At 36.1% G+C, this 25632-nt stretch carries 23 protein-coding genes; 3 read left to right on the top strand and 20 right to left on the bottom strand.

From position 1 onward, the window contains the following. Positions 1-242: 242 nt before the first annotated feature. Both ACXAE4_RS22090 and ACXAE4_RS22095 read right to left on the bottom strand, forming a co-directional pair. The gene (locus ACXAE4_RS22090; RefSeq protein ID WP_289578792.1) at positions 243-2390 is read right to left on the bottom strand and encodes a hypothetical protein; all 2148 of its coding nucleotides are present in this window, start codon (positions 2388-2390) and stop codon (positions 243-245) included. A 122-nt stretch (positions 2391-2512) separates the two neighbouring features. Next, positions 2513-3277, bottom strand: coding sequence for an SGNH/GDSL hydrolase family protein (locus tag ACXAE4_RS22095; RefSeq protein ID WP_289578791.1), 765 nt, complete (start codon positions 3275-3277; stop codon positions 2513-2515). Between the two features lie 451 nt (positions 3278-3728). On the opposite strand from ACXAE4_RS22095, the gene ACXAE4_RS22100 reads away from it, so the two are divergent. Further along, positions 3729-4220 (top strand): sigma-70 family RNA polymerase sigma factor, encoded by a 492-nt coding sequence (locus ACXAE4_RS22100; RefSeq protein ID WP_475236918.1) that lies wholly within the window; start codon positions 3729-3731, stop codon positions 4218-4220. Between the two features lie 99 nt (positions 4221-4319). Here the strand turns inward: ACXAE4_RS22100 and ACXAE4_RS22105 are convergent, their stop codons facing one another. The 4 genes from ACXAE4_RS22105 to garR form a co-directional block, all read right to left on the bottom strand. After that, a complete protein-coding gene (locus tag ACXAE4_RS22105; RefSeq protein ID WP_289578789.1) occupies positions 4320-4799 on the bottom strand; it encodes a competence protein ComK in 480 nt (159 codons plus the stop codon). Positions 4800-4940: 141 nt separating this feature from the next. After that, positions 4941-6299: a GntT/GntP/DsdX family permease gene (locus ACXAE4_RS22110; RefSeq protein WP_013055857.1), complete on the bottom strand. Its 1359-nt coding sequence runs from the start codon at positions 6297-6299 to the stop codon at positions 4941-4943. A gap of 106 nt (positions 6300-6405) precedes the next feature. After that, complete coding sequence (locus ACXAE4_RS22115) at positions 6406-7845, bottom strand: four-carbon acid sugar kinase family protein (RefSeq protein WP_475236923.1); 1440 nt, start codon at positions 7843-7845, stop codon at positions 6406-6408. After that, positions 7842-8744, bottom strand: coding sequence for a 2-hydroxy-3-oxopropionate reductase (gene garR, locus ACXAE4_RS22120; protein WP_154973339.1), 903 nt, complete (start codon positions 8742-8744; stop codon positions 7842-7844). Before garR ends, ACXAE4_RS22115 begins: the two co-directional genes overlap by 4 nt. A 293-nt stretch (positions 8745-9037) precedes the next feature. On the opposite strand from garR, the gene ACXAE4_RS22125 reads away from it, so the two are divergent. Next, on the top strand, positions 9038-9664 hold the full coding sequence (locus tag ACXAE4_RS22125; RefSeq protein WP_047751465.1) for a GntR family transcriptional regulator: 627 nt from the start codon (positions 9038-9040) through the stop codon (positions 9662-9664). Positions 9665-9688: 24 nt separating this feature from the next. On the opposite strand, the gene ACXAE4_RS22130 is transcribed toward ACXAE4_RS22125, so the two are convergent. The 5 genes from ACXAE4_RS22130 to ACXAE4_RS22150 form a co-directional block, all read right to left on the bottom strand. Next, a complete protein-coding gene (locus ACXAE4_RS22130; RefSeq protein ID WP_475236925.1) occupies positions 9689-11269 on the bottom strand; it encodes an FMN-binding glutamate synthase family protein in 1581 nt (526 codons plus the stop codon). Positions 11270-11312: 43 nt separating this feature from the next. Beyond that, complete coding sequence (locus ACXAE4_RS22135; protein ID WP_289578786.1) at positions 11313-13034, bottom strand: pyruvate oxidase; 1722 nt, start codon at positions 13032-13034, stop codon at positions 11313-11315. A 100-nt stretch (positions 13035-13134) separates the two neighbouring features. Continuing rightward, on the bottom strand, positions 13135-13902 hold the full coding sequence (locus ACXAE4_RS22140; RefSeq protein ID WP_289578785.1) for a tyrosine-protein phosphatase: 768 nt from the start codon (positions 13900-13902) through the stop codon (positions 13135-13137). Between the two features lie 279 nt (positions 13903-14181). Beyond that, on the bottom strand, positions 14182-14934 hold the full coding sequence (locus ACXAE4_RS22145; RefSeq protein WP_289578784.1) for a tyrosine-protein phosphatase: 753 nt from the start codon (positions 14932-14934) through the stop codon (positions 14182-14184). A 229-nt stretch (positions 14935-15163) separates the two neighbouring features. After that, positions 15164-15952, bottom strand: a complete 789-nt coding sequence (locus tag ACXAE4_RS22150) for an SGNH/GDSL hydrolase family protein (protein WP_289578783.1) — start codon at positions 15950-15952, stop codon at positions 15164-15166. A 196-nt stretch (positions 15953-16148) separates the two neighbouring features. Between ACXAE4_RS22150 and tagU the strand changes: the two genes are divergently transcribed. Further along, the gene (gene tagU / locus ACXAE4_RS22155; protein WP_289578782.1) at positions 16149-17099 is read left to right on the top strand and encodes a polyisoprenyl-teichoic acid--peptidoglycan teichoic acid transferase TagU; all 951 of its coding nucleotides are present in this window, start codon (positions 16149-16151) and stop codon (positions 17097-17099) included. A 51-nt stretch (positions 17100-17150) separates the two neighbouring features. On the opposite strand, the gene galU is transcribed toward tagU, so the two are convergent. The 9 genes from galU to ACXAE4_RS22200 all read right to left on the bottom strand — a co-directional run bounded on the left by galU (position 17151) and on the right by ACXAE4_RS22200 (position 25594). Then, entirely contained in the window at positions 17151-18032 is an 882-nt protein-coding gene (galU, locus tag ACXAE4_RS22160; RefSeq protein ID WP_029325012.1) for a UTP--glucose-1-phosphate uridylyltransferase GalU, read from the bottom strand. A 47-nt stretch (positions 18033-18079) separates the two neighbouring features. Continuing rightward, on the bottom strand, positions 18080-18847 hold the full coding sequence (locus tag ACXAE4_RS22165; RefSeq protein WP_289578781.1) for a tyrosine-protein phosphatase: 768 nt from the start codon (positions 18845-18847) through the stop codon (positions 18080-18082). Positions 18848-18970: 123 nt separating this feature from the next. After that, the gene (locus ACXAE4_RS22170; protein ID WP_289578780.1) at positions 18971-19684 is read right to left on the bottom strand and encodes a CpsD/CapB family tyrosine-protein kinase; all 714 of its coding nucleotides are present in this window, start codon (positions 19682-19684) and stop codon (positions 18971-18973) included. Beyond that, positions 19674-20426, bottom strand: coding sequence for a YveK family protein (locus ACXAE4_RS22175; protein WP_289578779.1), 753 nt, complete (start codon positions 20424-20426; stop codon positions 19674-19676). Before ACXAE4_RS22175 ends, ACXAE4_RS22170 begins: the two co-directional genes overlap by 11 nt. Before the next feature lie 90 nt (positions 20427-20516). Then, complete coding sequence (locus tag ACXAE4_RS22180) at positions 20517-21851, bottom strand: UDP-glucose dehydrogenase family protein (protein ID WP_289578778.1); 1335 nt, start codon at positions 21849-21851, stop codon at positions 20517-20519. Between the two features lie 192 nt (positions 21852-22043). Next, on the bottom strand, positions 22044-23291 hold the full coding sequence (locus ACXAE4_RS22185) for a flippase (protein ID WP_289578777.1): 1248 nt from the start codon (positions 23289-23291) through the stop codon (positions 22044-22046). A 96-nt stretch (positions 23292-23387) separates the two neighbouring features. Continuing rightward, positions 23388-23900, bottom strand: a complete 513-nt coding sequence (locus ACXAE4_RS22190; protein WP_475236932.1) for a hypothetical protein — start codon at positions 23898-23900, stop codon at positions 23388-23390. Next, positions 23845-24417 carry a glycosyltransferase family 2 protein gene (locus ACXAE4_RS22195; RefSeq protein WP_475236935.1) on the bottom strand — a complete coding sequence of 191 codons (573 nt, stop codon included), beginning with the start codon at positions 24415-24417 and terminating at the stop codon, positions 23845-23847. Before ACXAE4_RS22195 ends, ACXAE4_RS22190 begins: the two co-directional genes overlap by 56 nt. Before the next feature lie 151 nt (positions 24418-24568). Then, complete coding sequence (locus ACXAE4_RS22200) at positions 24569-25594, bottom strand: EpsG family protein (RefSeq protein WP_353479629.1); 1026 nt, start codon at positions 25592-25594, stop codon at positions 24569-24571. Positions 25595-25632 lie beyond the last annotated feature (38 nt).

A 25632-nucleotide genomic window follows, 5' to 3' on the forward strand; every position in this document is an offset into this window, starting at 1 on the left:
ATTTATTACGTAAGGGTTTTATTTATTTACTATTAGCTCTACCTCATATTACAAATAAAACTGTTAAACATGTCCTATTTAGGGAATAAAAACTTTAAACTCCTGAATTAAGTTTAATCTTTTGGTAAACTTATTACCCCTCAGCAAGAATATAAAGTTCTTTGTAGAATAAGATGATACTTTCTTTCATGTTTCGAGTTGTAAAGTTTTTATTGGGGATAATCAAATAATAGACCAAAGCTTTATATCTTATTTATTATAATATCATCTAAATAAACAGTTCCATTAAAATTACTGACTATAATATTAATGTTGTAGCTTTGTGTCCCGGCAGGTAATACAAAGTTTTTAATATATGGAGTAAATGACCACTCCAAAATATTAGTACCAGAAACCGATGGAACATAACTGTCACTAGATTTAATCAATACTTCATTATTGTCATATGCATCTACTCTAACTGCTAAGTTGAGCGCGTTGGTTATATTTAAGGCAAAGCGAAAACCCACTACGATTTCTTCAAATGCCATAGCTTTAATCTTATTTGCTAATTCAAAAGCTAAATAACACCCCTGTGTTCCTACTATTTTTAAAGATTGACCGCCTGAATAAGAGACTTCCCCAGATATTTCTGCTACTTTGACATTAAATGATGAAACTTTACGATAACTGTTTAATGTGTTATTTAGTAAGCTCTCACCCAAATTAGCATTTTCAAAATCACCGTATCTATTTAAATTAAGATTTTCAGCTGTACACTGGGCGTAGTCCCTCGTAAAGAGAAAATGCTTTGTCTTGTATTTATTGGTGTCCTCTTTTTCAAAGAAACATAAAGCATTTGGCAATATATCTGTCCTTGTATACCTTAAAACGAATCCATCTACCACCACAGTTAAGTGTTTACCTTTTATATATTGCCTACGGGGACTATACATTTCACAGTTAATGAATGTAACTACGTTTCCTCGTCCTTGTATACTAATAGGCGTAGCCAAGCTATTAATTAACGAATAACTAATCTCCTCAAAATAACAATGATTGAATCGAATAGTCGAATATCCTTTATTCAACTCAAGAACATTATCTAAAAAATCAAAGCTACAGTTTGAAAAAACGAAATCAAAAACATCTGATTCATTTTTTAAACCAATAACAGCACCTGCAATGATGGAATTGTTGAATCTCATATTCTCACCTGCATTTATAGCATTTCCTTTTACATTTAAAGTTTTGATATTCACTCTATTTCCTTCTAAATGAAGAGAATTAAACACTCCTAAATACGTATTAATATTTCTAATTTGTAGACCTACATCAAATCCGATAATACCAAGATGACTTATGTTGAATCTTGCAAAATCTTTTTCATTGGATGCAGAATTACCTATATCTAGACCAACTGAATTAGCAACTTTATTTTTAGAGCATTGCAAAATAAAAGCTCCTCCTGTTGCTGCAGTAATTAGACTACCAATAGACCACATTTCTTTATAAAAGTTAGGTTCGTTACTATCGCAACTAATTTTCAATGCAGTACCTGCATTATTCAGTCTAATCACTACAAACCCTTTGGCAACAAATTTAATATATGGCTTTGAATTAATAGTTTTATTGGTTACATATATACCAGAAGGAAATTCAAGTACGCACGGATTTTGAAATTCACCTGACTGTTTAATCGTATTTACACAAAAATTAACAAGCCCCTGTATTGCGCACCAATCTATTTCGTCAGAAAGATCAGTAGCATGCGGATATTTTTCTTGTGCTGAGGCAAGGGTGAGGTAAATTTCTGATAGAGGATGGCTTTTTCCATCTCCAACTGCTCCAAAATCTTTTGGATTGAGCCCTCTTTCCATAATAGTGTCTGTTAAACTACGAGGTGTTATACCCAGCTTTTTTAAATCACCAATTTTACTCAACATTTCATTGGAATCGTTAAATGGAATATTGCTAGCATTTAAGTTCATATGACTATACTTCTCACACGTTTTTTTTACTTTCTCAAAGGTTACATACCCAACAATATTGCTATTAATTTCTAACACTGAAGAAATAATAATGTTCTGGGCATCTTCAGAAGGAAATCTTTCTACTTTTCCATCTGAATAGGTTACATTAAACCTTATATTTGAATCTTCTTCACCAGTTATATCATTAAAATCAATTGTGAACTGAATTGTATATTCATCTATTAATTCAGTAGGTTTTTCAAATGAATTTTTTGTAGAATTAATTATGATAATCACAACGCTGGAATTTAGAAGATTTATTAATTCTCCGTGTCCGTTTCGAAGTTTAACTTGTAGTGTTATAGCTTCACCTTTATTAATAGCTACACGATTTAATGACGATTCGACAAAATTACTATTTTCACAAATAATCTTCACCCCCCCAAACTAAATATAATTTATTCTATGCAGTTTAAAAAATCTTGTCCCTAGTTTCACTCTTAAAGTGTAAAAATTAATCATATAAATTTATGTTTACGTAATTAAAATTAAACAAAATTTCACTCTGTGTTTTTATTCCCGGTAAACCAGCGTACTAAATAATTACCCCATACATGATTTCCTTTTATTGTTGTCCCTCCTGTGTTTGTATTAATATACTCTCCTAAATGAAATGGCCAAATGAGCGAATGATTTAAATAGTGAACCCAATTTTCTTCTGCCACTCCCCGAATAGCTTCTACCCCTTCTTCATAGGACTCCGTCTGGGAAATGTACGGCTGAGACGGTTGAAGCATCAGAGTTTTTTTCAAGTCTTTAAGCTGATGAATCAGTGTCTCTGTATTTTTAAGCGTATCGTCTAACGTAAGCTTCTGATAATCATTTTTAAGAGGTGCTTCGAATAAAATAATATTTGGCTGAAGTTGATTAATTTGATTCACAATATGTGAGGATAAAAGCTCACCAGTTGTTTGGCTGCCGTATGAAAGTGTTTTAACAGTGAATACATCACTTCCATATGTAGCTTCTAGCTCTTTCTTTAACTGCTGGGGCCAGCCGGTTTCCTTTGCAGAAGTAGCAAGTACAAGAGTTAGAGGTTTTTTATTTGCAATCGCCGACTCGATTTGCTTTGTAATAAAGTCTGGAAGATTTCTTGTATAAGCAGACACGTCAGAAAACTGTTTTTCTTTATGTACAACATGCGCTTTCGTTTCACTTGCTTGAACCTGTGCCTCCGCTCTCTCCTGCCAGTGCTGCGTCCCTCCATATATCACTGCCCCGCACAAAACAGCCGCTGCCACATTTACCCCAACCATCGCCTTCATTCAATCTCCCCTTTACAAGTTCTTCTTACAACCTCAGCGACTTGCTTTCATAAAGAAGAACTTAAAATTAGTAGCTCCTGCGAATCTAACCTCAAAGGTCCACCTATCCGGTTGAGACCAGCCCGCAAGGGAGTGACTCAACCGGATAGGTGTAGCAACTCTACCATCACTGCTCTTACATGATGGTAGAGTTGCTACATCGATAATAGATATAGAAATAATTATAGATTAGTAGAATTTGGAATGGGGGACCTTTCGTACGTAAAATCTCTACAAATACACGTATACTTCGCATATTTCCTAGCGAAACATGAAGTTTCCGGAGAAATTACGTCACGTTTCTTAAAAAGAAAACATAATGTACGCTCATTCGCACATATAACCTCTCCCTTGTACAGTAGAGATACCGACGGAATACAGCAAAAACGCGTTTTTGAAAAAGGAATGCTACATGCAAAAAAGCTCGTTTGATCAAATTGCTTCATCTTTTCATCCATTAATTGTGTCGATGATTAAAAGATTTCATATTTACAAAGACTTCGATGAATATTATCAAGTTGCTTTGATTGGTTTATGGAGAGCACACCAAAAATTTGATGAAAGCAAAGGTTCTTTTTCCGCTTATGCTTACACAACTGTGCGTGGAACTATCCTTTCTTATTTAAAAGGAAATGCATTGCGTGAAGAACGAGAAACTCCTGCTGAATATGATTTACTTGCATTAAATGAAGACCCCGCTCCTATTGTTCCTTTAGAAGCTGATACAATTAACCAATATATTGAACATCTCACCCCTCGAGAAAAAATCTATGTAGTAGAATATTTGCTTGAAGGATATTCTTATAAAGAAATTGCATACAAATATCACGTATCAACAGGAGCCGTTAAGAACTGGGGAAAGACAGCCCGTAAAAAACTAAAGGTTCTGCTTTTTCAAGAATAAAAGAATAAGATAGAGGAAGCTTGTTTAAGCTTCCTCTCAACACACCGAGACCAAAATGCTGATCGTATGTAAATAAGTGCGTTTGATAAAACGAACAGATTAAGAAAAAAAAAGCCGACTTTCTAAGCAATAGTTTCGAATAACGGCTGCTCTCGCTAACTTTTTTTCTAAACTGTAATAGGAAAGTTTGACAGTAATGAACGTGTCGTCTTTGAAGTAAATCACCGTTGAATTTGAACTAACTGAAGCAAGCGTATGAGAAGTATGAACATGAGAGGAAAAAATCCAAGCGCAGCTGTAGTCGTTGGGCGAAGATGTAGGAAACGCAATGATGGCTTGTGAACGACTAATGACAAGAGGCGTAAGCTGCTTGTACGGAAACATTTTTCGAACGGCAGCGATGGAACCTTTGAACGTACTTAATTCTCGAATACATGCTTCTTCTAATAGTTGTTTACATGTCTTGCTTATCATATATTCTCCTGCTTCATCTAGCACCTTCGTGCGGTAAATAGGATCATTCACGGGAACCAGTGCTTTTGTTGTCAAACTAATTCGATAATTTTCATTATTTGTCATACATCTACCCCCTTTTGCTACTTTATCACTATTCTATACTATCGAAATAAGGAAAATCTAGTATTTTTTTCTCATTATTTGAAATTTTTTTGCATTTTATTTTAGATTAAGAAAAAAAGCGCTGAAACCAGCGCTTTTCTTTTAAATAAAAATGTCTAAAATAAGAACCATTGCAAACGCCGCAAATGATAGAATCGTTTCCATCACTGTCCACGTTTTTAACGTTTGAGCCACTGACATGTTGAAGAATTCTTTGATTAACCAGAAGCCAGAATCATTTACGTGCGATAGCATTACAGAACCTGCGCCTGTTGCTAGCACCAATAGCTCTGGGCTTACGTTTGGCATGGTTGCTGCAATGGGTGCGACAATACCTGCTGCTGTTGTCATGGCTACTGTTGCTGAACCAACTGCTGCACGAATCAAGCCGGCAATCACAAACGCTAGCACGATAGGAGAAAGATGGGCGTCTTGAGCAAATCCTGCAATCGCGTCACCTACACCGCTTGCTGTTAAAATTTTATTAAAACCGCCGCCTGCACCGATGATTAAAATGATCGAAGCAACGGGTCCAAGACATTCATTTGTGAACTTTAATAGATCGTCTTTGTTGTATCCTCTTGCAAAACCGAACGAATAAAAAGCAAACACTAGCGAAATTAACAGCGCTACGATTGGACTTCCGATAAAGTTTGTTACATAGCGAATCGTGCTTGTTTCTGGATAAACAAACCCAGTAATTGTTGCTAAAAGCATTAATAGGACTGGAAGTAAAATCGTAAATAGCGTAATTCCGAAGCCAGGAAGATCTTTATGCTTCGACTCTGTGAACTGCTCCATAATTTCACCCGTTGGCTCTACGTGAACACGGCGTGAAATGAACGATCCGTAAATAGGACCTGCCACAGCTGCAGCTGGGAATGCCACAACTAATGAATACAAAATCGTTTTACCTAAATCTGCTTTAAAGATATCCACCGCTAGCATCGCTGCCGGATGCGGAGGTACCAAACTGTGAACAACGGCTAAACCGGCAATTAACGATAAACCAATTTTAATAAGTGACGTACCTGTATGCTTGGCAATTACAAACACAAGTGGAATTAATAGCACAACCCCTACTTGGAAAAAGACGGGAATACCACAAATAACGGCTACAACCATCATTGCCCAGTGTACGTTCTTTTCACCGAATACTTTAATTAACGTGCGGGCAATACGCTCGGCTCCGCCTGACTCTGCCATCATTTTACCTAACATCGTTCCAAGACCAAGAACAATCGCGATAAATCCTAAGACGCTCGCTACTCCTTCTTGGAAAGCCGTTACGATATCAGGCAGCTTCATTCCTGAAATAAGACCCATAAACAAAGCCGCAACGATTAGTGCTACGAACGGATTTGTTTTAAACTTAGCAATTAAAAAGATAAGTCCAACAATCGATACAATCGCATACAGCAAAAGACTTGCTTCATGACTTAATCCGAATACTGAATTCATATGTTCATCCCCTTAGTGTGACCATTTTTCATGTACGTACATCCAAATAATGTATACGCTTTCAAATATTTTCTAAAGTGAACGCACCTCGTACGTTCACTTCTTTCTATTTACTTAATAATTCAACCGTTTCTCGAAGCGTTGTTTTAGCTCCAACATTCCCAGGGAAAATGATGTACGCAATGCCTGGAAACTTGCTTTCCTCTCCCGTTACCCATACCGGAATGCCGGGTTTGATTTGTCCAGCAACCGTCGCACGCTTTACAGATAAGCCGTTTACGCCAATATCACTTGACGTAATGCCGCCTTTTGCGACGATAAAGTTTGGACGAACGTTCAAGCGGCGAACAATGCTTGTAACCGCGTCTGAAATTTTTACTGATAATTTAAGCTCTTCTTCTTTTTTTCCTTCGCCAAGATTTAATCGCTCGCGTCTTGTATACACAGCTACCGTTTGACCTTTGGAAATAAGCTTCTCTGCTTCATTGATAATACGATTCACTTCTTCTTCAAACTTTTCAGGTTCTAAGACAAGATGACAGTCAAATTCAATAAATTCAATGAAGCTGCATTTCTTTAATTCTTCCAGCTGCTCCGTTGTTTTTTTGACGTGTGACCCAACCATAATCAATCCGCCGTTTGACGACTTTTCTTTAATGAGCTCTTCTTTTGTTAAAAGGTCTTTGTCGCTCACGCCGCCCATTACTTTTGTTAAAGCCGCCGCGCTTCGATACATAAAGTGCTTTCCAAGCTTCATCGCGCGAAGAAGCGCAATCGTCACAACTTTTACGTCTACATAATCCACTGCGTTCACAACGACTTTGTTAAAGTCTTTCACTTCCATCAGCTGATTTGTGATCGTCACTAAATCAAGTGCACGAATGCTCCTAAGCGAAATATACGTCGTATGACTTGCTTTGAATTTCCCTTCTGACTTTTCTTCTACCCATTCGCCTAAATGAGACTTACTGTAGCCAAATGTACGGTCTTTTGCAAACTCCGTTTCTCCTGCCGGCACTAAGTAGTCTTCATCTTGCACGTAGTGAATGTTATCAACTGTGAATCGTCCGCCTTCTTTAAAGAAAGGAAAAATCACTTCGCCGTCAAGCACTTGATTGGAGTGCTGTTCAACGGTTTTCTTTAATACTTCTGTTTCTAACGGGTAATGACCGCGAAGAGTGGAATCACCTCTGCTGATAATTAAAAACTCTTTATCTACTTCAGCCGCTACCTCTGTAATAACAGCCGCAATGTCCGCGTGGGCTTTTTCCGTTTCAGAAGCGGTAAATCCGCGTGAATTTGTTAGAATAAAAAACATTGAATTTTCTTCTAAAAACCCTTGCTTGATGCTGTCTTTGCTCCAATCTGTGTACACGGAAATACCGTTAACCGTTTGAACGCCCGTTGGATCATCATCTAGGACAATGATTTTTTGATTAAACGTAAGCAGCTCTTCATCAAGCATTTTTTGTACAAGCGCTTCATCGACCGCTGGAATGTTTTTAAACACATCGCTTACAAGACGTTTTTCTTGTTGTTTAATCATGCTTCCACCTTCTTTTTCACTTCAACGTTTGCTAATTTTTCATAGTACTGCACAATTCCGCCGTGATCATCGCTTGCTTTTCCGTCTACTTTTAACGCGTGGAAAATTTCCACAAGCTGACTTGAAAGCGGAAGCGGTACGCCAATGTCATGAGCCGTTTCCATCACGTTTGTCATATCTTTTAAGTTAATATCAATACGTCCGCCTGCTACAAAGTTGCGGTCTAAAATAAGCGGTACTTTTGCATCTAATACAGCGCTTCCTGCTAATCCGCCGCGAATCGCTTGATACATTTTTTCAACGTCAATGCCTGCTTTAGCTGCTAATACAAGTGCTTCAGACATCGCTGCAATGTTTAAGTTTACAATCACTTGGTTTGCAAGCTTCGCCGTTACGCCGCTTCCATTGTCTCCAACAAGCGTTACTTCTGCTCCCATCGCATGAAGAATGGATGAAACGCTTTCAAAGATGTGTTCGTTTCCTCCGACCATAATCGCAAGCGTGCCGTCAATTGCTTTTGGCTCTCCGCCGCTGACCGGAGCGTCTAGCATATGAATTCCTTTTTGTGCAAGTTCAGCTGCAATTTCTTTTGATGCTACCGGTGAAATGGAACTCATATCGATGATAACGCTTCCTTCTTTTGCGCTATGAATTAACCCTTCTTCTCCAAGTACTACGCTTTTTACATGATGTGAAGCTGGAAGCATCGTGATCATCACGTCGCTGTTCACTGCAACTTCAGCAAGGCTTTCTGCTCCAAATCCTCCCGCTGCTTTCACTTCTTCCACTGCTGCTTTATTAATATCGTAAACCGTTACCTCAAAACCTGCTTTTAATAAATTGAGCGTCATCGGTTTTCCCATAATTCCAAGTCCAATAAATCCAACGCGTTTTGTCATTTTCGTTTCCTCCCCTTGTTGTATACGTTTTCAAATACGTTTTAAAAAATAATGTATACGTTAAAATATTTTTTGTATACATTTCTGATAATTTTGTATACACTCATCATATTCGCATTTTATTTATTTGTCTAGCCTTTTTTTAAATGAAATTTATTTCTAAAAGCGAAACTTTCCGTCCCACCTTTTCACAAGTTATAGTATGATTTGGGTATACGCGTACAAAATGATAAAAAATAAAGAGAGAAAGAGACGAGATTTCCTCGTGTCGAATGCTAGAGGTGAAGTAGAGTATGTTAAGAAATCAAGGTTCTCGTTCGTCTCATCACCCTTCTTATGAGATGATTCGAGATAAAATTTTAAACGGTGAGCTTGAAGGCGGTACAAAAATCGTCGAAGAAAAATTAGCGAGCGAGCTTGGATTCAGCCGAACGCCGATTCGTGATTCCATCAGACGCTTAGAATATGAAGGACTGATTGTCCGAAAAAAAGTGGTGTCGCCGACAGAAAAAGATTTACGCAACTTGTTTGAAGTACGAATGCTGCTAGAAGGCTCAGCTTCTAAAGCTGCGGCAACTTTTTTATCTGATAACGAATTAGAAGAGTTAAAAGAATGCGTAGACATCGGAAGAAACGGCTCGTTTGAAGAAATTATGAGCGCCAATGAGCGTTTTCACGCTATCATTGTGAACGCAAGCAACAATGACGTAATGATTAACATCATCGACCGCATGCAGTCGATCATTTACTTGTTCCGTCATACCGTGGTTTTTTACAACCGCCCATTTTTAATTGACGAACACGAAGACATTTATAACGCTATTAAAGAACGCAATGCTGAAAAAGCTGAAGCGTTAATGCAGGAACACCTTCAAAAAGACTTAGAGTTTTGCCTGCATTTACTTCAAAGAAGACAATAAAAAAGCTGCCGATTGGCAGCTTTTTTATACGTACATCTTTTCCTTTGTAGAAATATCAGCTAACTGTCCGCTGCTGTTTTTAAATACCAGGTGCTTCTTTGAAAACTTTGTCGGTGAATCAATGCCGGCAGCTGCGGCTAAATTAAACAATCCTTCACGTAATGACAGCACGTAATTGCACACGCGGTATGATTTCTCTTCAATAATAAGCGCTTTTTGTAGCTTCGGATCTGTTGTCGCTACGCCCACTGGACAACGATTATTATGACAAACCTGCGCTTGAATACAGCCAACAGAAAACATAAAGCCTCTGGCAATATTAACACAGTCGGCACCCAGCGATAAAGCCGTCGCAATTTTATCAGCCGTTAACAGCTTGCCCGATGCAAAAAGCTTCACTTCATCGCGAACGCCATACTTTTTAAGCAGTTCATCCACAAAAGGAAGTCCTGAAAACAGCGGTACCCCCGCTCCGTCCGCTAATTCTTGAAACGATGCGCCCGTTCCCCCTTCTGCTCCGTCGATCGTAATAAAGTCAGGACCACTTCCTGTCTCTTTCATATACGCTGCAAGTTCTTCAAGATCATTTGTGTTTCCGACAACCATTTTAATACCTACTGGCTTGCCGCCTACATCTCGAAGCTTTTCAATAAACTGAAACATTTCAGGATACGATGCGAACTCTTTAAAACGGTTTGGACTGTCTACAGATTCTCCTGGCTTTAAGTTGCGGATTTCGGCGATTTCTTCTGTTACTTTTGAACCATCTACGTGACCGCCTCGCGTTTTGGCTCCTTGGGCAAGCTTAATTTCAAACGCTTTGATTTGCTTCATTTCGCTTTTCTTTTTAAATTCTTCCCACGAAAATTCGCCTTCTTTTGTCCGAACGCCAAAAAGCCCAGGACCAATTTGAAAAATGATATCAACGTCTCCTTTTAAATGATACGGTGACAGTCCGCCTTCTCCCGTGTTCATCCACGTGCCGCCTGCTCGTCCTAACCCTAGGGATAAAGCGGTAATCGCATGGTCACCAAGCGCTCCAAAGCTCATGCCAGATTGACCGATTAATCCTTTTACAACAAACGGGTTTTTGCATGAAGGACCTATAACGACCGCTTCTTCATCCCGCAAATAAAATGGATCCGCTTCTTTTTCTTCTAGGTGCTCTCTTCGGCTAAATAAATTATCTGCGTCCATTTTATATACTTTTGTTTTAACTTTTGTCGTATTATCCGCTTTCATTTCATCGCGCTGCTTTGGAAACACCGCGTTTCGAATATAATAGCCCGGTTCGCTAAAGTCACGCTCTGAGCCAAACCCCATCATTCGGTTGAGGTATTTACCTGACTTAACGGTTTGCTCGTATTGATTTCTAGAAAACGGCTTGCCTTCGTTATTATTTAAAAATAAATACTGACGCAGTTCAGGCCCCATTTTCTCAAAAATATAGCGCATTTTTCCGAGCAGCGGATAGTTTCTAAGCACCGAATGCTCTTCTTGTTTTTCATCTTTCATCCAAAGAACAATAGCAATAATAACCGGCACTAAAATCACAAGCATCACAATTACACCAAAAACAAGTAAAATGATTTCAAACACTCCCATAATATCCCTCCTAAAAAGACTCTCCTGTAAGGAGAGTCACTGATTAAAGCATTCTGCTTAGTCCTTTGCGAAGCGGCGGCATTTCGAGCTCATGTTCTTTAAAGAACTTTTTCATAATATGCTTCGAATAATTGGCCGCTTGTCCAAATGAAATTTTGCCTGGAAGCGGCGGTTCATCCGCGACAACAACATCAATTACCACAGGAACATTGGCAAGAGAAGCTTTTTCAAATGCTGTTTCGAGCTCTTCATACTTTTCGACGCGGTAGCCAATTCCGCCGCACGATTCAGCGAACTTTGCAAAGTTCATTTCACCAAGCTGCGTTTGATAATCCAAGTGACCTTGAATGGCTTGTTCATATTTAATCATTCCGATTTCACTGTTATTAAGGACGACGACAACAATTGGCAGCTTGTACCTCACAGCCGTTACAAAATCTTGCATGACCATCGTAAAGCCTCCGTCACCGCATACGGCTACCGATTGTTTTTCCGGATGGGCAAGCTTTCCTGCGATCGCAGCCGGAAGTCCGCAGCCCATCGTTGCCAGCCAGCTTGAAATCACAAATTTTTGATTCGTCATGCGGAAATGTCTCGCCATCCATACCGTAACGTTCCCGACATCAACAGATACAATCGCATCATCGTCAACAATTTTTTGCAGCTTGGGAATGACTTGCTGCGGCTTGATTAGCGTACTCACTTCGTTTTCTTCTTTTTCTACGTGTTTCCACCAGTTTTCCATATTAACTTGACACTCTTCTAAGAAGCGGCGGTTTTCTTGATAATCTAAATTATGCGTAAGCTGTGACAGCGTCGTTTTAGAGTCTCCGACTAATCCGATGGATACAGGATAGCGTCTGCCAATTTGTGTGGCATCGGAATCTAGCTGTATTGCTTCGACTCCATCTGGTAAAAACTCGCGGTATGGAAACGAAGTTCCAATCATAATTAACAAATCGGTTTCTTCCATTGCTTCATACGCCGGCTTTGTCCCAATTTGCCCGAGCTGCCCCAGGTTATAAGGATGATGATCAGGCAGTATTCCTTTACCCGGAAGCGTAAAGATAATCGGCGCCGCAATTTTCTCCGCGAACTGCGCTAATTCAAGTTTGGCGTGCTTTGCACCTGTTCCTGCTAAAATAACCGGTTTTTTTGCGTATTTAATCGCTAGAAGCGCTTTAGCTACATCTTCTGGGTCACTGTGAGAAATGGTTTTTGATACATTGGCAATTGGCGTTTTTTCATCAATTTTAATCGTTGAAGACGGAATATCATCTGGAATGACTAATACCGCTACACCTTTTTTCGCGTAAGCCGTTCGAATCGCTTGCTGAAGCAGATGTGGAAACGATTCAGGTGAGTCCACTCGGTGATTAAATACCGACACATCGTCAAAAACACGTTCTAAGTTCACTTCTTGAAACGATTCATTGCCAAGCTTCGCACGAGGCACCTGTCCAGCTAGCACTAACACCGGTGCACCGTCTGCTTTGGCATCATATAAGCCGTTTAATAAATGAATCGCACCCGGTCCTCCAATCGACAGACACACGCCGATTTTACCGGTGATTTTAGCGTAAGAAGATGCGGCAAGTGCGCCTACTTCCTCGTGACGGACTTGAATAAATTCAATTGCATCTTTTTCGCTGCGCAAGTTGTCCATAAAATGATTGATTGAATCTCCCGGCATACCGAAAATGTGATCGATCTTCCATTCTTTTAATACCGACATAGCTGCTTTTCCAGCTGTAGTTTTTATCATATTCAGCCTTCCTTTCTTTTACTTTGTTTCTATTCCATACCACAATGAAAGAAAGACAAAACAAGGGACTTTCCCGTTTTTATGGAAAAGTCCCTTGTTTTCAACTGAATAATTTAAATAAACTAAATTTTTTCATCGGCTCAGGCTCTAATTGATGCACCGGACGACCGTCGATAATAGCTTCCGCATTTTCAATAAAAAAATAAAGTTCTGACGCACCGTACATATCGGAAATATAATCATACGCTTTTGAAAGTGAATAGTCGTGGTAATTGCGAGCATGAACGCCAGAGGCAATCACGTGGGCTAGGCGGTATTTAATAAGGGTAAATGCCGCTTTTCTTTCTTTCTTTCCGTTTAAACCAAGAATACTAGCAGCGCTTAGCTGAACGAGTACGCCTTTTTTAACAAGCTCATATAAACGCTCAGGATGATCTCGGAAAATCGGATGACATTCTGGTGAACGAAGAATAGGCACAATGCCTTTTGTGAGAAGATCAGACAGTATCTTTTCAAAATAAGGTGAGACATCATAGTCAGGCAGTGAAAGAAACAAATATTTATCGGTGTGATTAAGCGTAAGAAGCTGATTTCGCTCATAGTTTCGCAGAAGTTGAGGCGATAAAGGGACAAGCTGACCTGGTAATACTTGAAGAGGAATACATGAATTCGTGAGCCATTCATTAGCTGCATTCACATAGAGAAATAAATGGTGTTTCATAAACTCTTGATCGCTATCATAAAGGGGCGTCGCCACAACGGACTGAACGCCTTGATCCGCTAAGGAGCGTGCCATTTTCAAAAAGCCGTCTACTTCCTCAGGTCCGCTATCGATATTAGGCAATATGTACGTATGAATATCAATCACTTTATTTCCCTCCCTGCGTCTTGTATAGCTCTATTCTACGACGATTTCTAGTATGAAACTATGTATTCTTCTCGACATTTACCACCACGAACCCCGGAAAACCGCGTACTTTCCTGCCATCTACTTAACTAACAATATTTTACTATTACTCTACATGAAAACGCAAACACAATTTGTAAAATAACTCCAAATAATGATGAAAAAAGAAGGGTCTGAAATAGGTCTTTGTATGCAAATACCCTGATTAAACAGAAGTTAATCAGGGTACAAAGGGAAACTTTAAAAGATTCCTAGGAATTTTGTTTTTTTGATGCGTTCAGGCTCTTGTTTATAGACAGCCTTTCCGCTCGCAATAGCCTCTGCATTTTCCATAAAATGATAAAGCTTGCTGTTGCCGTATTTTTTAGAAACAGCAGAATAGGCTTTTTGCAGGCCGTACTGCTGATAGTTTTCACGATTTACACCTGATGCAATCACGTGTGCTAATCCATGATCAATGAACTGATAAGCTGCTTTTTTAGATTTATTGCCGTTTCCCCCGAGTACACTTTGTGCAGACAATTGAACTTCTGCTCCATTTTTTACAAGCGTATATAAGTTCGCAGGATTATCTATAAATAACGGATGGCGTTCAGGTTCATTTAAGACCGGCACTACTCCCTTCAGCTGCAGCTCATATGCAATATTTTCTACTACTTCAATTTCCATATCTTGCGGAATCTCCAAAAACATATATTTTTCATTTTCATTTATAGTCATCTTATAGAAATCTTGATTAAACAAAGTCATATGATTGGTTGCAGTTACTTTTTGTCCCGGTAAAATGGTTAGTGAAATAGAAGCTTTTCGCAGGTATTCATTTGCAAACTCTACAGCTGATGTGCAGCTTGAAGCAGGCCCTTCATATTTGGGCGTCACAATCACTTTTGTTACTCCTTGCTTCACTAATGCATCTGCCATCTGCAAAAGTTCATCTTGGCTCTTAGGTCCATTTTCCATCTCCGGCAAAATGTATGTATGTAAGTCAATCATTCGTTTGTCTCCTCTTTCTATGTCTCAATTCATGGGTAATATTCCATAAATTATATTATAACATACACACTGCACGAACTTTTCCACATACAGGAAGACATCTTCTTATGTGCATATTTGAAGTCTTAAAAGCTATATTTCTGTCTTAAAATGCATCAAATCTTCATTTTTAGTTCATTATACCTATAAAGAAATAAGCAGAATAGCCGAAGGGACTATCTGCTTTTTCTTATATATCTGATTCTGAATTCGTAAAATACGTTTCCAAATACTTAGCCCATCGTTTTTCTCCACTGTCATTAGGTTGGCCAGGCGTTTCCGCTAAAAACGTTAAAATATCTTCGGAACGATAGTCAGGCCAGGCTATCCAATGATTAAGATATTCATATCCGTTTTCTTTAGAAAATTTCTCTAGTGCCTTTACGTCATTTGGGTAGTTTACTGCCTTATATACTGGTGCTGATGGCTGTAGAATCGTAACTAGCTCACTATTCTGATCTTTTAAATGGCTTATAATGACGTTAATATTTTCTAGGGTATTATCAATACCTACTACTCCGTTATCATTTAACAGAAACGGCTCAAATAACAAAACGTCTGGCTTTTCATCCAAAATTTGTTTATAAATCCCGTTGTTTATAAATTTCAACGTTGTCATGTCTGTATATTCATATACTTGTGTATCCATTAAATCTTCACCGTAAGTGATGTTCAGGTTTTCCTTCAGTAAAGTTCCCCAGGTTTTCTGTACCTTTTCTTTAGGAGCAGAGCCTACAATTACTAGCTTCATAGGTTTTTTCGTTTTTTCGGCTTGCTCTATTTTTGCTATTACCGATTTCGGAAGGTTTTGCACATACTTTTTCCAAGAAGCTTCTTCACCTTCTGTATAACTAGAACCTTCTATTTTAGTTGGCCTTACCGCTGACTGCTCAGAAGCTTGATGATTCCAATATATTTTACCCGCTACTAAAGATGCTATAAGCACAAGCAAAGCTAGAACATTGACCCATATTTTCATAAATTGTCTCCTCTACTATATCTTTCTTTTTTGCTTTTATTATAATATAATTTGAGAATAAGTGGATAAAAATAAGTCAATATGTCATGTTTTTATAGGCTTACTGTTATGTATAAAAAACAGATAAGAATTAATGAAGTACATAAGTAGTTCATTTGTTTTATCAATATATTAAGCAAAGGAAGAGAAACCGATTATGACAGAGCCTCAAACTCGACGACGTAAAAGAAGAAAACCAAAGAAAAAACGCGCTTTAAAAATTACCCTAGCCATTATTTTAGTACTAATTGTAGGAGTAGGATCTTATGCCTACAGCATTTGGCATTCAGTTGAAAAGACTTTTACACAAACACATGAGCCATTAAACCGTGACGTTTCAGAGAAACGCTCAGAAAAAGTATCATTTAGTAAGCGTGATCCTATCTCCATCCTACTTCTAGGAGTAGATCAGCGCGCTGGAGATCGCGGCCGTTCAGATTCGTTAATCTTAATGACCGTAAATCCAAAAGATCAATCAATGAAAATGGTTAGTATCCCTCGTGATACGCGTACAGAAATTGTAGGAAAAGGAACCACGGACAAAATTAACCATGCCTATGCATTTGGAGGCGTAGATATGGCTGTTAATACAGTGGAGAAATTCTTAGACGTGCCTGTGGATTATTACGTACAGGTTAACATGGAAAGCTTTAAAGACATCGTAGATGCAGTGGGAGGAGTTACAGTTAATAACGACCTGAACTTTGATTATGATGGATACAGCTTTGAAAAAGGAAACCTTACGCTTGATGGAAAAGAAGCTCTTGCTTATTCACGTATGCGTAAACAAGATCCTCGAGGAGACTTTGGACGTCAAATGCGTCAGCGTCAAATTATTGAAGGAGTTATTGAAGAAGGAGCAAGCGTTCAATCCCTTGCTAATTACGGTACAATTCTAGATACAATTGGAACAAACGTTAGAACAAACCTTACATTTGATGATATGAAACAAATTCAATCTAATTACAAAGATGCACGTCGTAATGTAGAACAGTTGCAAGTGGATGGTAAAGGTGAAAAAATCGACGGCATTTACTATTATGCCGTATCAGATGCTACGCGCGAAGCGCTTTCTAGCAAGTTAAAACAACATTTAAATATTAACTAATAAAAAAAGTGATGAAGGAAACTTCATCACTTTTTTTATTAAAAATGAATGTTATACGCGTACTTTTTCTTGCTTCAACAATTCTTCCATAAATACAAGGAGATTTTCACGTAAATCTTCATGCTGAAGAGCAAATTCTAAAGATGTTTGAATAAAGCCTAACTTTTCTCCTACATCATAACGTTTTCCTTCAAAATCGTAGGCAAATACACGCTGAATTTCATTTAGTTTTTGAATAGCATCTGTTAACTGAATTTCGCCGCCTGCTCCTACTTCCTGCTCTTCTAAGAACTTAAATATTTCCGGTGTAAACACATAGCGTCCCATAATAGCTAGATTAGAAGGAGCCGTTCCTGGTGCTGGTTTTTCAACAAACGAATTAACCTGGTAACGACGGCCCTTACTTGAAGTTGGATCAACAATACCATAGCGGTGTGTTTCGTTATCAGCAACAGTTTGAACACCAATAACAGATGATAAAGTTTGTTCGTATTCATCCATTAACTGACGTAATCCCGGCGTTTCTGCTTGTACGATATCATCTCCTAGCAATACGGCGAAAGGCTCGTTACCAATAAAGTTACGCGCACACCACACTGCATGTCCTAATCCTTTTGGATCTTTTTGGCGAATGTAGTGAATTTCCACATTTGAAGACTGACGAACTTTTTCTAATAGCTCAAATTTTCCTTTTTCAGCTAAGTTTTGCTCTAGCTCAGGTGCATTGTCAAAATGATCTTCAATTGCACGCTTGCCTTTACCCGTTACAATGATAATATCTTCAATACCTGATTCAATTGCCTCTTCGATAATATATTGAATCGTTGGCTTATCGACGATTGGAAGCATCTCTTTTGGCATTGCTTTTGTTGCTGGTAAAAAACGAGTTCCTAATCCTGCTGCTGGAATAATAGCCTTTTTAACTTTTTGCATGTTCATTTCTCCTTTTAAATACGTAGTTTACGTATAAATAAAGCACTTTAAAAAATGCCTAAAAACTTTTTCTTTTTAATCATCTCTGGAGGCTCTTTGTAGCACATTTGGCCTTGTATCACATACTGAGCATTTTCTAGAAATACATATACTGTATCCTGTCCATGCTCACTTTCTATTGCTTCTAAAGCTTCCCTCATATAAAACGAGCGGCCTTCAAGATTATGGGCATCCGAGGATACAAAATGCACTAGATTCGATTGAATTAACTGATGAGAAAACCTTTTGATTTTTTTCCCAAAGCGGCCTGTTAAGCTTCCAGCTGTTACTTGAGCAAGCGCTCCGTTCGTTATAAATTTATACAGCAGATCGGGCTCCTCGAGCAAACGGCTATTCCTTTCGGGATGCACAATGATTGGAATCAACCCTTTTGATTGAATGTCAAACAATAATTGCTCTGCATAATGCGGTACCTGACTAGATGGAAATTCTATAAATAAATATTTCCCTGTGTCATTGAGCGTCAAAATTTTACCTGCCCTATAATCTTCAAGGATTTCACCATAAAGCCGTACTTCCTGCCCAGGTAAGATTGTTAATGGAAGCTTTTCCTGCTGTAATAGCGCATTTAATTTCTGTAAGTGTCGTACGATATCTTTTTTCTCATTAAGGTAGCGCCCATTCTGATGATGAGGTGTAGCTACAATTGTATGAATACCTTCTAATATAGCTTCTCGAGCCATTTTTAAGCTTATCTCATCATTTAAAGCTCCATCATCAATACCAGATAGAATGTGACAATGTAAATCAATCATATACTATCCTCCTAGATCAGCTTATTAGCTATTTTAATACCAAAATGATAACAATTGATGAACTAATATATATTGACAAGCTATCAAAATTTTAAGATTTTTAAAATATTATTAAATATGAAGTTACTTGCTTCCATAATAGTAGTAATAATAACTACTACTGTCTGCTCTACGGTTATTTAGGACTGCACCAAGTAACTTTGATTTTGCATGAACTAACAATTCTTTGGCTTTTAAAGCCCTATCTTTTTCCGTTTTTCCACTGCTGACTACTAAAATGGAAGCATCCACTTGATTAGCTAAAATCTGAGCATCAGCTACCGCTAAAATAGGCGGGGTATCAAAAATAACTATGTCAAACTCCTGCTTTATTTCCTGCAATAATTCTTCCATTTGATGGGATGCAAGCAGTTCAGAAGGATTAGGAGGGATAGGGCCACTTGTTAATACATAGAGCCCTTTTACTTCAGTCTCTTGAACGGCTTGTCCCAAATTAGACTGTCTAGTTAGAACATTTGTAAGACCAGTATGGTTTTCTAGGCGAAACGTATAATGAACCGTTGGCTTACGCAAATCCGCATCAACTAGTAACACCTTTAACCCCTGCTGAGCATAAACAGCACCTAAATTTGAAGCAGTAGTTGATTTCCCTTCCGCTGTTCCACTTGAAGTTAAAAGCAATGACTTAATGTCTTGATCTACACCAGAAAATTGAATATTCGTACGGATTGTACGATATTGTTCAACAACTGGATCTTTTGGACTGTTGTGAGCAAGAAGGCGGCGTTTTAGTGTTAGCACTTTATCATTTTTACTTTCTTTTCCTTTACGAGCCAATTGTCTCACCTCTTTTTGATACAGGAACCGTAACATCAGGACGCTGTATGTTAGTTGTTTTAGGTACGTCTTTAATATTTGTAATAACGCCCATCACTGGAAGCTCAAGAAAATTTTCAATATCTTGTTCTGTTTTAATCGTATTATCTAAGTAATCTAATAGAAAAGATAATCCAATACCTACCATTAAACCTACAACTAATGCAATTGCAATATTGAAGACGGGTTGCGGTTTGACAGGGCTTGTACTGGCACCAAGATCAGCCTTGGATAGAATACTAACATTATCAATATTCATAATCTTAGGCACTTTTTGTTGAAAAACGGACGCTGTCTTGTTGGCAATATCTGTTGCACGCTTCGCATTTGTGTCTTGAACCGTAATCAAAGCAACCTGTGAATTTTCAGCGCTAGTTACTTGAATTTGTCCACTCAAAGATTTAGCTGAGCTGTCTAACTTTAATTCCTCTACAACTTCATCTAGAATAGCAGGGCTTTTAATAATATCATTATATGTGCTAATTAATTGTACATTCGTTTGCATGGCGCCTGCATTATACAATTGCTGCTCTGACTTAGCTTGATTCACAAGAATTTGTGTACTTGCCTGATAAACAGGCGTCAATACAAAATAGCTGACGACTGCACTAATTGTTACTGCACTAATTGTTACTAATACAATTAACCATAAACGCTTAGAGAGTACTTGAAACAAGTCTCGCAAACTGGTGTTTCCTTCCATATAGCAACCTCCAATTAAATTAAAAACTAAAAAAATATATTATATTTACCATAGAGTTAAAAAAAACGAAATTGACTCTTTTAATATTACTTAGATACTAACCTTATTTTTAACATTATATTCACTAACGTGAGGACGCCCTATGGACTGATAGTTAATTCCTCTTTTTTTCATTTTTTCGAGACTAAAACAGTTGCGTCCATCGTAGACATATGGTGTTTTCATTTTCGTATTGAATAAGTCTATATCCATATTTCTAATTTCGTCCCATTCAGTAAATATGAAACATAAATCCGCACCTTTTAATGCTTCTTCAAGTGTTTCCTGATAATAAATTTGCGTTGGATATATTTTTTTGAAATTCTCTATACCTACAGGATCGTATGCATGAATGTTAGCACCTTCATTTAATAATAAACGAATGTTAGGGATTGAAGGAGCTTCTCTCAAGTCATCTGTTCCTGGTTTAAATGTCAGGCCTAAAATTGCAACTTTTAGATCTTTAAATGTTGAGAAATCTCTTCTCGCTTTCTTAATTAATGTAAATTTTTGTTTCTCATTCACTTCTATAGCAGCTTTAATAGTACGTAGTACATAACCTTCTTCTTCGGAAAGCCAGTGTAAAGCTTTAGTATCTTTAGGAAAACAAGAACCACCGTAACCAATACCAGGGTTTAAAAATTTATTACCAATACGTTTATCGTAACTCATCCCTTTTGTAACATCTTCAATATTAGCACCCACTACTTCACATAGATTAGCTATATCATTAACAAATGATATTTTTAACGCTAAAAAATCGTTTGAAGCATACTTTACCATCTCTGCACTACGACGATTCATTGTCAAAATCGGTTGTTCAAAAGGCATATAAACATCAGACAGCGTTTTTTTCGCACTTTCACTTTCTACTCCTATTACAATACGTGACGCATACAGCGTATCGTGAACTGCTGTTCCTTGTGCTAAAAACTCCGGATTGGAAGCTACTTCAACTTGTACATTATTTTTTAAATGTCTTCTAATTAATTCTTCTATTTTTTCGTTTGTCCCTATAGGAACTGTTGACTTTACTACAATAAGGCAGTCTTGCTCTAGTGATTCAGCAATTTGTTGTGCAACTGCGTAAACATAGTTTAAATTAGCAGACCCATCTTCATTCTCCGGTGTACCTACCCCTATAAAAATAACATCTGATTTTGCATAAACACTTTGATAATCTGTTGTAAAGAACAATTTTCCTGCTTCAGCATTTTTAATAATCAATTCATCAAGACCTGGTTCAAATATAGGTGATATTCCTTGATTTAAAATGCTAATTTTATCTTTAACATTATCTACGCATGTTATTGTATGACCCTTTTCCGCTAAACAAACGCCTGTCACTAAACCAACATAGCCAGTACCTGCTACCGTTATATTCATTAATTTATTCGTCTCCTTTTCTCTATAAAGAAATTTTACTTTTTCTTAAGCCAAATATACATTTTTTTGTAATTTAATAATTTACTCTTCATACCGACAACCACAATTACTTTAATTTGTTATTGCTTTATTAAGTAAAAAATATCAATAGAACATACAAAATCAGCAGGACTTAATCATTCCAATACAAAACTACGATTTGTATTCAATATTTTTTATATTCTTCGCATTTAAAATAAAGATTATTGTTTCAGCTACTATAACAACTGAAGCCATTCCAAACTCTTGAAACCAAAACGTTAAGGGAATTGCTAGTACAATAAAGACTGTTGCAGCTATAGAATAACTATTATTTAAAACTTTTTGTAAGTTTACTGCGTACATAAGTCTAGCCATCACAGTATTCATAATGGATAAAGATACAACTAAAGAGAAAAGTTTGACTAATAAAGTTAAATTTGCGTTAGATGCACCTGATATAAAGACTACAAGATGTGGAGATAGTAAAAATAGGGATACGGATATTAAAATAGAAAAGAACAAGCTCAAAAACAAAAAATTCTTTTGAAATTTATAGAATTTTTCTTTGCTATTGTCATACATCTCGCATATGTAAGGGTATATAGCTTGGACAATAGGTTGGGATAATCCATAAAACGCTCCCATAATCTTTTGGCCAATTCCATAATTACCTGCAGCATTATTTCCAGATATAAATCCTAAAATAATAAGAGGACCTTGACTATAAAAATTTATCCATAAACTAGTTAAAAATACAAATTTCCCTTTTAATACTTCTTCCTTTAATTGTATAACATCATAAACGAACTTGTATTCCAACTTAAATTTAAACTTCACGAACAAAAGGGATATAATTCCAGGAACTATATAATAAAGAGTTTGAAAAAATACAGCTATGTTAATATCACCTTTGTCTTTTATGAATATAAAAATTAACATTGTAACCATTAATTTTACTAATATATTAATGTAGGTAATATATTTCATTTTCTCTAAACCTTGATATAACCAAATAGGAAAAAGAGTGTTCCCAACAAGAATTAAATAACTTAATAAATAAGCTAGTTTATTATCATGAAAAACTGAGAAGGTCTCTATACATATGAAATAGATAATTCCTAAAATTAACGTAAAAATTATTTTCAATGTCATTATTATATTGTAAATTTCGTTTACCTTTTCTTTAATCTTCTTATTTATAGAAATCTCCCTAGTCCCAGATATATTAAAACCATAATCTACGAAAATATTAAGAAATTGCATAGTAGCTATACAAACTACTAATACACCGTAGTTATTTGTACCTAATTTTCTTACTAAATAGGGAAAAGTAACTAAAGGAAATATATAATTACTGCCTTGCAATATTAGTAACGAAAATATATTTCCAAATAACCGATTGTTAAATATTCTTTTCATTTAAATTTCCTCTTTTAAATGTCTCATTTTTAAAATTAACTCGTTTGAATTAACCGTATATTTTCTAGAAAACAAAGGTTGAACTATTTAGTTAAATTATTTAATTATAGTTTTCAAAGTTTTTTTGAATTTCAGCATGTTCAAAGCAAGTAATAGCCGATTATTTTTTAAAAGATACAATTCTATTTTCATAAACAAACTGGTAACTTCTTTCAATTTCATTTCGTTTAAAACATATTTAATTTTTGGTGTACTTATAAACTCCTTTATTCTACTAATTTTCATTTTACTATCCATAGGACAATCATTATAAAATAAATTATTTAATCCAACAGATAAAGTAGTTACCCAATCGTTTAGAATTAGAGGTTTATATTTCTCATTGTTTCCCCATTTGTTCACTAACTCTTCAAATCTTTCAGTTTCTTTATATCTGATTTCAAATCTATCTCTTCTATAAACATTAACTGCTGAACCTGTTCTATCTATTACGTAATGGTAATACTTTCTATCATTAACGTAAACTTTATCTAAGTTCTCATATACTTTGTAATTAAATACTGTATCTTGGCCAACCTTTTCGATCAGCAAAAAAGCAATTATTTTCATCTAAAAATTCTTTTTTGTATAACTTATTCCACAAGGTAAACATAAGGTTTTCCTTATATAAATTTATAAACTCACTTTGAAAAGTTGATTGGCTTTTTAAAAACATTTGATTATATGATTTAGGACTTGATTTATTTCCAGATTTAGTAAACGTTACGTCGTAGTAACCAAAAATAACCATATTAGCCTCGTATTGTTCAGCTAATAAGAAATTTTCTGAGAGCAGTGTATTTTCCATATAATCATCTGGGTCACAGAAGTATATATATTTGCCTGTAGCAATTTCTAACCCTCTGTTTCGTGCCATTCCCGTTCCACTATTTTCTTGATGTATAACTTTAATACGACTATCAATCTTTTTATATTCTTCGCAAATATTACCACAACCATCAGGAGAACCATCGTTTACTAGAATTATTTCAAAGTTTTTATGGGTTTGGGCTAAGAGTCCATTAAGGCACTTCCTTAAATACTTCTCTACTTTAAATATCGGTACAATCACACTAATATCTGTCATTTTACTTCCCTTCTATACCATTTATAAATTTATTTATATTCATTGTACATCTAGAGTGAAACCTTAGGATAATACCTCTAGCATTTCTTTCTCATGTACTTAAATTATTAATCTATTTATAAGAAACTAATTTAGAATCTACAAATATATACTACTTATTCAAAAATAAGTCTGTACTAAAATTATATGGCACTACACCATAGTGGCCTAAAATTAATTTACTAATAATGAATACACTAAATACGATTACTACACATAAGTCAATAAACCATTTTTCTTTCAATTTAATTAGCATTAAAATTTCAGGAATTAAAATCAATTGGGAAATTTCAAAGTATGCAGCTACCCTATAAAAGTCTAAATATTTAGTAGAAATTATTAGTAATAAATAAAAAACAAAGAATATTTTCACAAAAAATTTATTGATTGCATTTTTTGAAATTAATTTTTTATAAAAGATAAAAACTAAAATCAGCAATATACTAGGCAATAGCAAATTAAAATAATTTATTCCCCCAATATTTCCTATAGAACTAGAATACATTTGATACTTATCAGGTAATACATAAAAGATTTTCATTACTATATTATTACTAGAAAAGTTCACAAATAACGTTACAAAAGCAAGGCTCCATAAAAAGAATTTTAAAGGGTTAACTCTAAGTTTAATCGTGCTTACTGCTAGTATTATCAGAACAATAAAGATACTTCTATGTATTAAGAACGATAACCCCATTATAGCGACAAACAATGTGTATCGTTTTTTTATAAATAAGCTAAAACAGATAAACAAAATTGATACTACTATAGATTGCCTCATTATATTATATGTAGAAAAGTATATGCCTGTAGTAACAAAGAAAAACAAAACTCCTATTACATCGTTAGTATATTTATATGCCCCTCTAATAAAATTAAAATTGATGAACAGTGCTACTATAATTAAAAAAAACTGGAAAGATAAATTAAAATTATAGAACATTCTATTAATATAAATGTAACCAATCTCTACAAATTCACTAGAATATTTTATATTATTAGAATTGTTATATATCCCTTGATAAAGCTGAAAATCTGTACCTACATAATATCTGATGCCAGCTACTATACTTAAAGTAAGATACAAATAAAGAACTAGTAGGTTGTTTAATTTTGAATTAAGATATCTCCTTAACATATAGCATAATGCAACTAGACAAATAATAAAAACATATA

This window comes from Priestia sp. ABM2_011, assembly GCF_056158845.1.